At 64.6% G+C, this 13,378-nt stretch carries 15 protein-coding genes and 1 pseudogene; 10 read left to right on the top strand and 6 right to left on the bottom strand.

The window, feature by feature from the left end; translation table 11 throughout:
- Positions 1-55: 55 nt before the first annotated feature.
- From G372_RS0110830 to G372_RS0110840, 3 genes are all read left to right on the top strand, one after another.
- The gene (locus G372_RS0110830) at positions 56-1,045 is read left to right on the top strand and encodes a patatin-like phospholipase family protein (RefSeq protein WP_019624146.1); all 990 of its coding nucleotides are present in this window, start codon (positions 56-58) and stop codon (positions 1,043-1,045) included.
- A complete protein-coding gene (locus G372_RS0110835) occupies positions 1,042-2,025 on the top strand; it encodes a pentapeptide repeat-containing protein (RefSeq protein WP_019624145.1) in 984 nt (327 codons plus the stop codon). Before G372_RS0110830 ends, G372_RS0110835 begins: the two co-directional genes overlap by 4 nt.
- A 203-nt stretch (positions 2,026-2,228) precedes the next feature.
- Positions 2,229-2,642: a hypothetical protein gene (locus tag G372_RS0110840; protein WP_019624144.1), complete on the top strand. Its 414-nt coding sequence runs from the start codon at positions 2,229-2,231 to the stop codon at positions 2,640-2,642.
- On the opposite strand, the gene G372_RS14495 is transcribed toward G372_RS0110840, so the two are convergent.
- Positions 2,639-2,833: a hypothetical protein gene (locus G372_RS14495; RefSeq protein WP_018863919.1), complete on the bottom strand. Its 195-nt coding sequence runs from the start codon at positions 2,831-2,833 to the stop codon at positions 2,639-2,641. The two genes, G372_RS0110840 and G372_RS14495, sit on opposite strands and share 4 nt — an antisense overlap.
- Positions 2,834-2,953: 120 nt before the next feature.
- Between G372_RS14495 and G372_RS0110850 the strand changes: the two genes are divergently transcribed.
- On the top strand, positions 2,954-4,522 hold the full coding sequence (locus G372_RS0110850; protein ID WP_019624143.1) for an EAL domain-containing protein: 1,569 nt from the start codon (positions 2,954-2,956) through the stop codon (positions 4,520-4,522).
- On the top strand, positions 4,519-5,238 hold the full coding sequence (locus G372_RS0110855; RefSeq protein WP_018863921.1) for an OmpA family protein: 720 nt from the start codon (positions 4,519-4,521) through the stop codon (positions 5,236-5,238). The genes G372_RS0110850 and G372_RS0110855 overlap by 4 nt, the downstream gene beginning before the upstream one ends.
- A gap of 1 nt (position 5,239) precedes the next feature.
- Here the strand turns inward: G372_RS0110855 and G372_RS0110860 are convergent, their stop codons facing one another.
- Positions 5,240-5,941 (bottom strand): GGDEF domain-containing protein, encoded by a 702-nt coding sequence (locus tag G372_RS0110860; RefSeq protein ID WP_018863922.1) that lies wholly within the window; start codon positions 5,939-5,941, stop codon positions 5,240-5,242.
- 629 nt (positions 5,942-6,570) lie between these two features.
- Between G372_RS0110860 and G372_RS0110865 the strand changes: the two genes are divergently transcribed.
- A complete protein-coding gene (locus G372_RS0110865) occupies positions 6,571-7,017 on the top strand; it encodes a PRC-barrel domain-containing protein (protein ID WP_019624142.1) in 447 nt (148 codons plus the stop codon).
- Between the two features lie 252 nt (positions 7,018-7,269).
- The gene (locus G372_RS0110870) at positions 7,270-8,010 is read left to right on the top strand and encodes a Crp/Fnr family transcriptional regulator (protein ID WP_026340370.1); all 741 of its coding nucleotides are present in this window, start codon (positions 7,270-7,272) and stop codon (positions 8,008-8,010) included.
- Positions 8,011-8,045: 35 nt separating this feature from the next.
- On the opposite strand, the gene G372_RS0110875 is transcribed toward G372_RS0110870, so the two are convergent.
- Positions 8,046-8,258 carry a CsbD family protein gene (locus G372_RS0110875; RefSeq protein ID WP_018863925.1) on the bottom strand — a complete coding sequence of 71 codons (213 nt, stop codon included), beginning with the start codon at positions 8,256-8,258 and terminating at the stop codon, positions 8,046-8,048.
- Positions 8,259-8,628: 370 nt separating this feature from the next.
- Here G372_RS0110875 and G372_RS0110880 point away from each other — a divergent pair, with 370 nt between their 5' ends.
- Positions 8,629-9,177, top strand: a complete 549-nt coding sequence (locus G372_RS0110880; RefSeq protein ID WP_019624139.1) for a hypothetical protein — start codon at positions 8,629-8,631, stop codon at positions 9,175-9,177.
- Between the two features lie 35 nt (positions 9,178-9,212).
- Here G372_RS0110880 and G372_RS0110885 read toward each other — a convergent pair whose 3' ends face one another.
- Positions 9,213-10,748, bottom strand: coding sequence for an L-lactate permease (locus G372_RS0110885; RefSeq protein ID WP_018863926.1), 1,536 nt, complete (start codon positions 10,746-10,748; stop codon positions 9,213-9,215).
- 72 nt (positions 10,749-10,820) lie between these two features.
- The gene (locus G372_RS0110890; RefSeq protein ID WP_019624138.1) at positions 10,821-11,444 is read right to left on the bottom strand and encodes a hypothetical protein; all 624 of its coding nucleotides are present in this window, start codon (positions 11,442-11,444) and stop codon (positions 10,821-10,823) included.
- A 131-nt stretch (positions 11,445-11,575) separates the two neighbouring features.
- On the opposite strand from G372_RS0110890, the gene G372_RS0110895 reads away from it, so the two are divergent.
- Positions 11,576-11,962 carry an MliC family protein gene (locus tag G372_RS0110895; RefSeq protein WP_026372265.1) on the top strand — a complete coding sequence of 129 codons (387 nt, stop codon included), beginning with the start codon at positions 11,576-11,578 and terminating at the stop codon, positions 11,960-11,962.
- Here the strand turns inward: G372_RS0110895 and G372_RS0110900 are convergent.
- Positions 11,895-12,581 carry a hypothetical protein gene (locus G372_RS0110900; protein ID WP_018863928.1) on the bottom strand — a complete coding sequence of 229 codons (687 nt, stop codon included), beginning with the start codon at positions 12,579-12,581 and terminating at the stop codon, positions 11,895-11,897. The two genes, G372_RS0110895 and G372_RS0110900, sit on opposite strands and share 68 nt — an antisense overlap.
- A 123-nt stretch (positions 12,582-12,704) precedes the next feature.
- On the opposite strand from G372_RS0110900, the pseudogene G372_RS14230 reads away from it, so the two are divergent.
- A pseudogene (locus G372_RS14230) lies at positions 12,705-13,365 on the top strand (flagellin); the annotation flags it as partial.
- Between the last annotated feature and the right edge of the window lie 13 nt (positions 13,366-13,378).

Genomic DNA, 13,378 nt, shown 5'->3' on the forward strand with positions numbered 1-13,378 from the left:
CACGCCAAGCCAGACCGACCGCTATACTGCGGACAGTACCTGCCGGAGCATCCACGTGTTCGCGATCAAGCCCCTCCAGCGCCAAACCTCGACGGCCCGTCCCGGGGCGGGGCTGCTGATCGCCGTGCTCCTGGCATTCCTGGCGATGCCCGCGACCGGCGACGATGCGGAACCGGCCACCGATCGGGGCCCGACGATTGGCCTGGCCCTGGGCTCCGGTGGCGCGGGTGGTCTGGCGCACATCGCGATACTGCAGGCCTTCGACGACCTCGGTCTGCAGCCGGACCATATCGCAGGCACCAGCATCGGCGCGATAATCGGCGGCCTGTATGCCGCCGGGCTCAGCGCGGAGGAAATCCTCGACATCTTCGACGATTTCGCCGGCTCGGAGATGGACGCCCTGTCCCGCCTGGCGCGTTCGGATCTCGAACTGTTCGAGCTGATACCCCTGCGCCTGGGCCGCAACGCCCTGCTGGACGCGGATACCTTTCTGCGGTTTCTGGCCGAGCACACCCCTGCCCGCAGCTTCGACGAGCTGCGCATCCCGCTGACCGTGGTAGCAACCGACTACTGGACCAGCCAGACGGTCGCCCTCCAGGAGGGCGAGCTCTTTCCGGCGATCGCGGCAAGCATGGCGGTCCCTGGTCTGTTCGAACCCGTGCCTGCCGATGACGGACGCCTGCTGATCGACGGCGGAGCCTCCAATCCGCTGCCCTACGACCTGCTGCAGGACAAGGCAGACATCGTCATCGCCGTCGACGTATCGGGTGCCTGGAATGCCAGCGACCGGCCGCAGCCCGGACTCACCGATCTGCTGTTCAAGACCTTCAGCGTCATGCAGAAGTCGCTGATCCGGGAGATGATCAAACGTGAACGTCCGGATCTCTACCTGACACCGGACACGGGAGGCGCACAACTATTACATTTCAACCGAATACACCTGATTCTGGATGCGGCCCAGCCAAGCGCCGACGAGCTGCGCCACTACCTGAAGGACCGGCGACCGGACCATTCCGGCACGAGTGAACAAGGGGCGAGTCGGTGACCACACGACCGTCCGATCCATCCGACTCGACCGACGAGGTGGTGGCCCCATCGCCCTCCTCGTCGGAGGCCGTACGTCATGAGCGCTGGTTCCTGCGGCGGCCGGACGGAGTCTGCGGGCCCTACCCCGCGCGCCAGATCGGGCGTTTCCTGATCCTGGGGCGCCTGACCGAACAGGACGAGGTCAGCCAGGACCGACAGTTCTGGGTTCGCATCGCCGAGCGCCCTCACCTGATCCCTGAGGAGGTCCGCCTGGCCGACACCCCCGGAGGCCGGGAACGTCTGGAACGCGCCCGGCTGCGCGAGGACGAACGCCTGCGGGAACGCCGTTCCCGAGCCTCGGAACCGATCTACCGCGAACAGCGCAAGGGGGACCGCCGCTGTCCCGAGAATCTGGAGACCTTGAGCCATCGCCAGCTATGGGCGGATCTCCTCGATCGCACGCCCTTTCCGTGGCGCCGATGGGTGCAGGGCCCGCGTCCCTGGGCCATATCCGGGGTTGCGCTGTTTCTGGTCGCCGGCCTGCTCGCCTGGTTCGCGCTGCATCAGGAGGCCACACCCACACCGGATTGCGATGCGCCCCCCGGCCCCTCGGTGAACTGGAACTACTGCAACAAGGCCGGGGCCGCGCTGCGAGGGGCCGACCTGACCGGGGCCAGCCTGTATGACGCCCGCCTGAGCAACGCGCGGCTGGAGCGCGCGCAACTCATGGATGCCGATCTGCGCTACACAGACCTCGACGGGGCCCGCCTGGAAGGCGCTGATCTCTCGGACGCGCTGCTGACCGGCGCGAACCTGCGCGGAGCTCGACTCCGCGGCGCCCGGCTCATGGGCGCGGACCTGCGCCACGCCGACCTCACCGGTGCAGACGTGGCCGGGGTACAACTCGAGGGGGTCCGTCTGGACCGCGCCATCTGGATCGACGGGCGCATCTGTGCAGCCGACTCCATCGGCCATTGCGCCTCCAGCACGGCCGACTGAACCCGCCAATCCATAGTTTGATCGCAGTCCGGTTCCTGGCTCCCCCCAGGTGAAGCTGTTCGCACCTTTCCTGCGGCACCCTTTCGTTCGCCTGGCAGCGCACGCTAGACGTGTACACGCAGACCGGCACAAGCCGATGCCCGGCCGGTCGGTCATGACGCACGGAAGTAACGTTCACGAATCCGAAGCAGGAGGTTGTACTGATGTTTAGCTATCGCAAGACTGCAATTGCCTTTGCCCTCGCCTCGATGTTTGCGCTGGGTGGTCTCGCCACCGCACAGGCGCAAAACCTGGGCGCAGCCGCCGAAGGTGCCGCCGAGACCGGTGCCGAAGCCAGTGGCGGTGCCGCCGGCGGTTCCGAAATGGGTGGCGAAGCCAGCGGCGGGACGGCCGGTGGCGCGGCGGCCGAAGGCCAGGCCCCGGGTGCCGAAGGCGGTGCTGGCGCAAGCGGCGATGCCGGAGCCAGCGGTGATGTCCGTCAGGACGACGATGCCCGTGGCGGCGCTGGCGCCGACGCAGGTGCCGGCGCTGGCGCTGGCGGTGAAGCCGGTGGTAGCGGTGCCGAAGCCGGTGCCGAAGGCGAAGGCGAGGCCGAGGGCTCCGTCGAGGTTGACTAACCTAGTTCCGGCCGGGTGGCCTGTGCCGCCCGGTCCGGTTTCTCGGACTCCGGATCGATCCCCATCTCTGCGGCAACACCCCACCAGTAAGGCTCCGCCTCGCACGAACAGCAGTCACACGCCACCGATACCCCATCATGCTGGCTCAGCGACTGCGGCGACTTCTCCTGAAGCTCCCGCCTGGTATCCATCGTCTCACTCCCGATGTGCAGCAGAACTATACGTTCGGACCAGAATGCATGGGGCCGCAATAACCCCGTGCTACACTCCTGAAATCTTCCCTATCGGATCCCTTCGGAGGGCTGCCCGCGATGGCCTCCCGGCGCGACAAAGTGCTGTTTGCCGTCTTCGGCGTAACGGTCCTGGGCTTGCTGTTCCCGCTGTTTTTGCTGGGCTGGTACCTGTGGCAGGGGTCAGTGGTCGCCGAGGAACAGCGCCTGGATGAACTGGCGCAGCGCCTTGGCAAGCAGACCGAATGGGCCATCATCGACGCACGCGACCTTCTGGACGAATTGAATGCGCTCGACGCAACGCCCTGCTCCACGGAACACCTGAACAAACTCCAGGACGCTGCGATGTCGCGACCCTATATTCGCGCCGTCGGCTACTGGCGGGCCGTCGAGCGCGTGTGTGGCGCCGGCTTCGTGCAGGGCGACGCCCTGACGCCACCCAAGGCCAGCCGGATCTACGACAGTGGTCTGGTCGCATGGTGGCCGAGCCCCAGCACGGCCGTGGGCGGCGTGGAGCTGTTCCTGATGCGCTATGGTCAGCACGATATCGCGATCGACCCCCGCTTGCTGGTCACGCCAGGCTTGCTGGAGGACCAGAAAGTGGGGCTGTGGGTCGAATCCATGCCCATGGTCACGCATCCCTCCGCGGCGATCCTGCCCGATCTCCACTCCTTCGAACCTGGCCTGACCGTAGACCGTGACGCACAGCGGATGGTGAGTCGCTCGTCACTGGGCACGATCTTTCCAATTGACATCATCGCCGTGCAACCGATGGCGCAGTTCTGGCAACGCTATCTCCCGACACTGGCTGGTGCCGGGGCCTTGGGGCTGCTGCTGATCGGTATGTGGCTGTTCCTGATTCTGCGCTATTTCCGCCACCATCTGAGCCTGGCTTCGGAACTGCGCGAGGCCATCGCGCATGACCAGTTGCAGGTGGTCTTCCAGCCCATCGTTGATCTGGAAACGGGCACCTGTCAGGGTGCCGAGGCCCTGGCGCGCTGGCGCCGGGAGAACCAGGAGACCATCGGCCCGGATGTCTTCGTGCCACTGGCCGAGGACACGGGACAGGGCACGAACCTGACGCTCGCCGTCCTGCGCTGCGTTCTCCGTGAACTGGGACCGCAACTCCGTGCCCGCCCGGATTGCCCGATCAATCTGAACATCACCGGCCAGGACCTCGCCTCCACCCACTTCAGCGAGGCGCTGGAGCGCGAGCTGGAGAAAGCCAGGGTCCCGGCCCGCGCCATCAAGCTCGAGATCACAGAGCGCTCGCTGCTCAACACGGATGACGTTCGCGCACGCATCACGGCCCTTCGCGCGCGCGGCCACCGTATCGCCATTGACGACTTTGGTACCGGCTACTCCAGCCTGGCGTATCTCGAGAGCTTCGAACTGGATACACTCAAGATCGACAAGACGTTCGCCGACGCCATCGGCCATGAAGCGGTGACCAGTAACATCATCAGCCATATCATCATCATGGCGCGCTCGCTGAAACTGGATGTCGTGGCCGAAGGCATCGAGTCCCGACATCAGGTGGAATGGCTGCGCCAGCAAGGGGTCAGGTTTGGGCAGGGGTACCATTTCAGTCGCCCGATCACTGGGCCCGCGTTTCGCGACTGGTGCCATGACTCCGAGGAATCGAAGTGAGTACGATCTTTCGCCGCAATAGCCTTGCCGTGATCGTCGCGACGCTGCTGCTGACCGGCTGCGAGCTCATGCCCACCCGCGATGCCGACACCGCCAGCGAGCCATCGGCAGAGCCGAGTCGGGAACGGGCTGCCGACAGCGATGATGGGGCCTCGCAGGATCAGTCTTACGGATACACCCGTAACGGACTCTATCTGGCGCGCAATGACCAGGACATCTCGGAACGCCGCCAGCGCTTGCTGGACGAGGGCCACGAATCCGTGGCCACGGACCGTGTGGGCTTCTATATGGACGTTCTGACCGCCCGATTGCGTCAGGATCTGGCCAACCAGGGCGTGGAGCTCTCCCGCGAGGACCGCACGATCACCCTGACTTTCGCGGGTGACCTCGCCTTCGAGACCAACAGTGCAACGATTCACCCGGACATGGTGCCGATCCTCGACGCGCTGGGACAGGTCCTGGAGGAGTATCACGCGAGCATCATCACGGTTGCCGGCCACACGGACTCCGCCGGCGCGCGCCAATTCAATCAACACCTGTCGGAGCAACGGGCCCTGTCCGTCGCACAGCACCTCCATGCCAAAGGCATCGGGGACGCCCGCATCATGGCCATCGGTCATGGACCGGACCGCCCGATTGCGGACAATGACCACGGACAGGGGCGGGCCCTGAACCGGCGTGTCGAACTGCGAATCGAGCCGCTGACCGCCTCCTGACTCAAGGCAGGCCAGACTGGTCGCCGGGATGGTAAACCTCCACGCGGTTCCGGCCGCGGGACTTGGCCCGGTACAGCGCCACGTCGGCCTTGCGCACAAGATCCTCCAGGGTGTCCCCGCTTTCGCGGGACACGACCCCAAGGCTAACGGACATGGGCTGTCCATGGGCGGCCGGGACATCGGCCACAGCGTGGCGCAGCTTCTCCGCCAGCAGCGTCGCACGGTCCAGATCCGCGTGGGGCACCAGAATCAGGAATTCCTCGCCGCCCCAGCGGCACAGATGGTCCGAGTCCCGCAAGCTGTCCTTTACCCGTTCGCACATCTCGCGCAGGATGGCATCCCCCATCGCGTGCCCATAGCGGTCATTGACCTCCTTGAAGTGGTCAAGGTCCAGAAAGATCAGCGAAAGGGACAGATCGTAACGTTCGGCCCGGGCAACCTCGTGCTTGGCCTCGCCCTCGAACTTCAAGCGATTCCAGACCCCGGTCAACGGGTCCGTGTTGGCCAGGCGCACAAGCTCGTCCTGCTGCTTGCGCAACACCGTCTCGACCTCCTGGTGCAGCCTGGCCTCGTGCCGCAGCCGACGGTTGAGCCAAATGTAGTGAGCCAGAAGCAGGCTGACCAGCAGCAACGTACCCACCGCAATCATCGCAATGAGGTACCACCAGGTCTGGTCCGGTTCTCCGCGTCCTTCGTAGACCATGGCTTGAGCTCCGTGAGCGACCTCTCGGCTCAATCCGCAATGCACAACGTTCTCGCCCATGCACAGGCGACGGGACAACCCATTCGACGGTCCGAGCGAAGGGGATTCCTGGACAGACCCGTCTTTCCGCTCCTGTGATCCAGAATCCCGTCGGATCGTCTGCATGCCATGCACGATCCCGTCCTGGCTCAGGGCGGCTACGTCCTGCTGATCCAGTGTCGAGAAAACGGGCCCCGGAAAAAACAGAAACAACAGCGCCACCAGGCCAAGCCGAGGGCATTGGCTGACTACGCCCCTGAACTGGACAAACGTCATCGGCGCCCCTTGCATCACCAGGCAATTGAGTGCCGGTCTTCGTCCTGAGACTAGCACTGCATTGCGAAAAAGATGTGAACAGGGATCGATCCTGTGGGAAAGGGTCGCGGAACACGCGCCCAGGTGGTCTCCACAGCGACACATAGGGGTCCTCGCACCACGCGTGCGAGCGTTTGTGGTTCAGCGTACAGACGCCGGTTGTCGGTGCACCCAGGATCAGCGATACGACTGCATCGTGCGGTATGCGCGCCCGTGCGATCAGCGTGACCTGTCGACCGCCGGCCCCAGGCCGGACACTTTTAAGGAGACAAGCCATGAACAGATTCACTTCACTGAAACTCGCCGCGGCCATGATCCCCGTGCTCGCCTTTGGCATCGGCGGCGCAATGGCGGACGAGCACGAGATGGACACCAATGACGGCAATGCGATGGAGGAACAGGATGCCAATGACCGTGACGATGCACCCCATATCGACCGGATGCCTGCGCAGGGACTGCATGCCTCCGACCTGATGGACAAGAAGGTCCATAGTCGAGACAGCGATGAAGAAGTCGGGGAGATCAGCGACCTGGTCATCGACCAGGACGGCCGTATTATCGCGGTTGTGATCGGCACCGGAGGCGTCCTCGGCATGGGCGAGAAGGACGTGGCCATCGCCTGGGACCGGATCGACCGCTCCACCGAGAACGACGAGGTCAAGCTCTACATTGACATGGATGAAGACACGCTCAAGGAGGCGCCGGAATACGAACGCGACTAGGCAGGACCCTGCGTCCAGTCCCGAGGGGGCTTTCTCCCCTCGGGATTGCTTCCCACTCCGCATCGGGGCACGCCGGTTGCCACGACCGGACGCGGCTGAGCCAATCGGCTTAACAGCAAAATGGTGTCGGCGTCTGGAAGATTTCAGTCGCCACCGCGGGGGTTTGGCATTGCTCGAGCGGGTATGCTGAAGCCATGCATCATCCGAAGCTTTCGGATCTTCGACTTCCCCGGAAACCAAACGGACCTGCCGGTGCCCTTGCCCCAATCGATCGGCCTGTCGCCCCGCGACAATGGATTGCTCGCGGCCTTGCCCGACAGCGAATACGACTACCTGCGCCCTCACCTCAAAGCAATCCTGCGACAGCAAGGGACCAGCCTCTACGAATCGCCCACGGACACCCATTACGTCTATTTCCCCACCGAGGCCATTGTCGCTCTGATGTGCGTAATGGAAGACGGAAAGTGTGGCGAGATTGCGGTGGCCGGCCGTGAGGGGGTCGTCGGAATTTCCTTGCTGATGGGCGGCTATACGACCCCCACCCGGGCCACGGTGCGCATGCCGGGCCATGCCTACCGCATTCGCAGCGCCATCGTAAAAGAGGCATTTTCGCACGCTGGCGAACTGCAACGCCTGACATTGCACTACACACAGGCGCTGTTCACACAAATGGCGCAGACCTCCGCCTGCAACCGCCATCATTCGGTAGAGCGACAGCTTTGCCGATGGCTGTTGCTAAGTGATGACCGCGCGCCGCATCGCGAGCTCAGCATGACTCACGAACTCATCGCGAACATGCTGGGGGTTCGGCGCGAAGGCGTCACCGAGGCCGCGGGCAGACTGCAAAAGGCCGGCTTGATCACCTACCATCGTGGGCGCCTGATCATCCTGGATCGTCCGGGACTCGAGGCGCGCAGCTGCGAGTGCTATCGGGTGATTGCCCGCGAGTACAGCCGCCTCCTGGGTGAACCCGCGACTACGCAACCTTACTGAACCGGGAGGGCGCGTTGCCCGCGCACTCTGGCTGTTCAGTGCTTCTCCCGATCCACCTTCTTCTCGAACTCCTTGATCTGCTTTTCTGCCTCGTCCTTGGTGACACCGTATTGTTCCTGGATTCGTCCTGACAGTTCATCGCGTTTGCCCGCCACAGATTCGAGCTCGTCATCGGTAAACCTGCCCCAACGGGCCTTGACCTTGCCCTTGAACTGCTTCCAGTTGCCTTGAACCCTGTTCCAGTCCATGTCCTGCCCTCCCAAGTGGATAATCGGCGGGATTGCCGGTCGTATTTCGAGTATAGGCATTCGCTACCGATGCAGTCGCACTCGCCCCTCCCTGAGTAGCGCCCCGGCCTCCATTCCCGGAATCAGGCCCTTTCTGATGTTGAACAACATCATCTGGCTCGTCGGTTTTAGTCTGATTGCGCGGGGCATACGGACCTTCTTCGGTTTGGGGCAAGCACTGGGGCGCGTTCTGTGTACGCCACCGTACAGAACCGCCCTCCCCCGCACTTGCAATCTGGCCTCAGGAGCTGGAGTCGGCATAGCCGAGCCTGGTCCTGGAACATGACCCCGATCCATCCTGGACCCGGGTCTAACAAAGAGGCCCTGCAACATGAAAAAACTACTGGCGCTGACACTTTGTCTGGCCGGAGCCCTTCCCCTGGCCGCACAGGCTCAGCAAGGGTCCGCAGCGAATTTCGGTCCTTCCCAGGGCGACCGCGAATTCTCGCTGTCCGGCACCGGCAGCAGTGACCGAAAGTTCGACAATACGAGCTTTGGCATCTCCGGCGAGATGGGATGGTATCTGCGTGACCACTTCATTCTGGGGATTCGCCAAAGCGTCAACTACGCCAACATCGAGAGCGAGAGGCTGCGCGATGACTTCTGGAACGGATCGACCCGCGGTTATGCCAACCTGCAAACGCGGGACGGACGGCTGCGCCCGTTCGGTGGCGGCAGCCTGGGCGTCATCTACGGCGATGGCGTTCGTGACAGCGGCTTTGCCGGTCTGGAGGGTGGCCTGAAGTACTACGTTCTGGAAAACACCTACGTACTGGGCCGGGTGGAGTATCAGTGGTTCTTCCGGCGTTCGAGCGACGCGGAAGAAGCCTTCCGCGATGGCGCCTTTGCCTACACCGTGGGGCTTGGCTACAACTTCTAGCCACAATCGGGCAAATGATGTTCGGGGCCGGGTTCCTACCAGACGAACGCCAGCAGGCCGGCCCCGAGACACACCACAACGACCGGCACGATCGTCTCCCGCACCACCTGGCCTTCACGTGCCTTCAGACCGCAGGCTGCGGCCGCCATGGCGATGTTGTGCAGCGAGATCATGTTGCCCACGCCCGATCCGATCAGCTGCAGGGCGAGAATCGACGGCAGCGACAATGCCACCGCCTCCGCGGTATCGGCCTGCAGGCGGGCAAAGAGGAGATTGGAGACCGTGGCGCTTCCGGTCATGAACGACCCCAGCGCGCCCAGGAATCCGCTGAACAGCACGAACGTACCGCCCAGCCAGTCGGCCAGCCCCTGCCCCAGCACCTGCGGCATCGAGGGCAGCCCCGCCGCGTTCAGCTCGGACATCAGCAGGATCTGGGTGAGCGCGATGATGAAGATCAGCACAATCGCGGCCACGCGCAGCTTGCGTCCGGTGGCCACCACGGCCTCGCCCAGCGTGGTGCGCCCCACGCGAAACAGGATCAGCGCGGTCACCAGCGCCAGGGCAAAGTAGAAATAAGGCGTGTACAGCGGGGCCAGGCTCTGCCCCAGTTCCACACCCCGGAACTCCCCCGGCGACCAGCGAACCGACTGCAGGGCCTCGCGCAGGGGCATCACCGTGCGCGAGGCAATCAAGGCCAAAGACATCACGGCGAACGGCATGAAGGCGATCAGCACGCGCCTGATCGGGGCCGATTCGGTCTCGGTGTTGCGCAGGCTCGCCGGGAGCAGAAAACCCTTGTGCGCAGCCAGCGCGATGACCACCATCGCGACGACGCCGCCGACGATCGAGGGCAGTTCCGGCCCGATCAGCCACGCGACCAGCGCATACGGAATACCGAACGCGAGTGCGGAGAGCACCGCGAACGGCACAAACTCGCGAAAGCGCCCCTTCTCTTCCCCCAGGGTCGCGACCCAGGTCATGAATATGGTGATAAACACGGCCAGCAGCGCGAGGATGAACGCCGTGCGTACCACCGCCTCCTGTACCACCGCATCGTCCAGCCCCAGCCCCGCGAAGCCGATCACCACAGGGGTGCCCGCCGCACCAAACGGGACGGCCGTGCTGTTGCCGATCAGGGCAATCGCCACGGCCTTGAGCGGCTTCATGCCGAAGTAGACGAGCAGCGGCGCCGCCAGCACGGCCGGGGTCCCGAACCCGGCGATGCCCTCCACGAACCCGACCAGGCCCCACCCCAGCAGCATCGCCAGCACGCGCTGGTCGCGCGACACGCTCGCGATCACCGACTGAATCGCATCCATGTGACCGGTCGCGATCATCACGTTCAGCACCAGCAGCGCGACGGCCACAATCAACATGACCTCGACAAACACCACGCCCGCATCCAGCAGACTCGCGCCCAGCACGGCCCCCGGCATCTGCCAGACCCAAAGGGCAATGATCAGTGTTGCCAGATAGGCCAGTGGCGCCGCCTCGTAGGCCGGCCGACGCAGTGGAACCAGCCAGACAAACAGCACCACGAACGGCACCAGGGCCACCCAGAAAAGCGTCATGTGCGCGCGCTCCTCGAAAAAGCGTTCCCGGGAGAGTATCGCCTGTCCCGGGCCGGGGCCCACTGCGTCAGATCAACCGCGCTCGCCTTCCCGGCGCGGATGAACGTGCCCGAAGCGACCCATGCCCCACCACAGCATGCGATGACTCAGCCACCAGACCAGGGCACAGCCGGCCATCAGGGCTGCGAGCCACACATAGGGATGCACCAGCTCCTGAGGGCGCGCCAACGGCCCCAGCACCCAGTTCACGTTCGCCTCGGGTGTCGACAGCACATACGACAACAAGAGCACGGCCCAGCCCGCCAGCACCCACAAGCGGCCCGCCAGAGGGTCGTATCCCAGGCGCCAGACCATCCACAACAGCACAAACGGTAGCGGCAGGTGGTAGAGGGAGAACAGCCGCAGGTAGAGCGGGAGCTCCGGATCGAACATGTAGCCGACAAAGCCGAATGGCGGATTGCCCAGCAGCATCAGGCCCAGCAGGAAGTCGATCACCCACCCCATTTCCAGCAGGACCACGCCCACAGCCAGCATGCTGGCCAGGCGCCGGCTCTCCAGCCAGGCCGCCGCACACCCGGCGATCAGCGCAAGATTGGACAGCCAGAGGAAGTTGAGCCAGCCGTAATGGACCGCATAGACCGGTACCAGGACGCAGACAAACAGCAGGTAAGCAACCAGAAACCACCGCGGAAACAAAACGTAATCGCCTTTCGTGTCTTGGCTCCCACTATAACGGCTCGAATCCCGCGTCACAGCGCTGCCTTCACGTGCAACACCCGGCTACGCGTATCATGGATGGTCCACTTGAACCGCAGGAGAACCGGCGCGTGCGGACCTGGACTGTCATCGGCGCAACACTGGCCCTCGCGGCCTGCGGCACCCTGCCCCCGACCGCCGAGCAGGCACGCGATGTGCCCTACAGCTGTGATCGCGGCCCGAACCTGATGGCAAGCTTCAGTGGCAACGAGGCCGAACTGCGCTTTGGGCGCTCCAGGGCCGTCTTGCAGGCGACCGACGTCGCCTCCGGGGCCCGCTACGCCAATCCCGACGAGCAGATCGTCTTCTGGACCAAGGGCGACGCCGCCATGCTCGAATTCCACGGCATCTACTGGACCTGCCGGGTGCGCCCGTCCAATGCCGATGCGGCTACTCCGGTTCCACCAGCTCGACCGGTGCCACGGCACTGGAGTGCCTCGGCTGGTGTTCCTGAATAAATGCCTCCAGGCGGCCCAGCACCTCCCCGGCACTGGAAAAGCCTTCCAGATCACACTCGACCGAGCTATCCAGATACGGTCGCATGCCCTCGCTGATACTCGGCGTGTAGCCCACGCCCGTGGTCGCCAGCAATTCCGGGTCCAGTCGCCCGTCGGCACGAATGCGCTGGATCTGCAGGACCGCGATCTCTTCCGGGGTCAGTCGGTCCTTACGCACCAGTAGCGTCTCGCCGTTGTCGCATTCGATTATCTGGCGGGCCCCTTCCCGTGCCGTTTGTGCCATCTGGTGTTCATAGCTCCGTGCCTCGGGATCCTGCAGCATCACGCGAACACCCTCGAAGACCAGAGCCACCAGCAGCAACAGCCCGGCCAGCCCGAACAACGCAGCCGCCAGCCGCGCCCGCCCCAGCGCAAACCCGACGGCCCCGCCGAGCAGCAGGAGCGGCGTGCCCCACTCGAAGGTCCGGGCCAGCGGCACGGGCATGAAATCGATCCCGCCGCCAAGCCCGAGCAGGGCGGTCACATAAAGCCAGACGATCCCCAGCCCGACCCCTAGCAGGATCGCGATCACTATGCGCCAGAACCGCGAATACCGGTGTCCGGGTTGCGTATCGGCCATGGCCCCCTCCCAATCCAGTCCAATTGGCGCAGCCTAAGGAAACATGCGCCGATGTGCACGCCTGCGCATCACCCCCTGCCCTGTGATCAGTATTCCCACGGGCCTCAAGTTCGCCCAACAGTGGCCGCGCAGACTCTCGCCATCGAGCTCGGCAACAGCCTGCGCAACCGCTTCGTGGGTGCCATTGCCAGCGCCTCTTCCGGCGAACTGGAGCCCCACTTCGCGGCCGAGCCGCTGGAGGTGGAGCAGGATTTCTTCATCCGTGTGGGCGAGCGCGAGCCGGTGGAGGTCCCTGCAGGCCGCTATCGCACGCCGCAGGAGCTGGCGACCGCGATCGACCGCGCCCTGGGATCAACCGGGCGCGCTCCTGACCGACGACGGCCGGCTGAACCTGATCGCCCGCGAGACCCTGACGATCTTGGGTGAGACCGCCATCGACAAACTCGGGCTGCCGGCCACCACCCAGCCCGGGGGGAGCCTGAACGATGCCGACCTGACCTCGCGCCAGGGGGCCAGCGACGCCCGTTGACGGCTGGATGCCGCGCTGGCTGCGGTCAACGCGCGGCGCAGCCAGTTCGGGGCCATCCAGAACCGCTTCGAGTCGACCATTGCCCACCTGGGCATTACCAGCGACAACCTGGCAGCGGCCCGCAGCCGCATCCTGGACACCGATTACGCGGCCGAGGTCACCCGCCTGGTGCGCGCCCGGATCCTGCAACAGGCCGGACTCGCCGTACTCGTTCAGGCCAACGCGCTACCACAGACCTTCCTGCGGCTGCTCCAGTGGTCACGCAAGC

The sequence above is a fragment of the Thioalkalivibrio thiocyanoxidans ARh2 genome, from assembly GCF_000385215.1.
GTDB classification, from domain to species: domain Bacteria; phylum Pseudomonadota; class Gammaproteobacteria; order Ectothiorhodospirales; family Ectothiorhodospiraceae; genus Thioalkalivibrio; species Thioalkalivibrio thiocyanoxidans.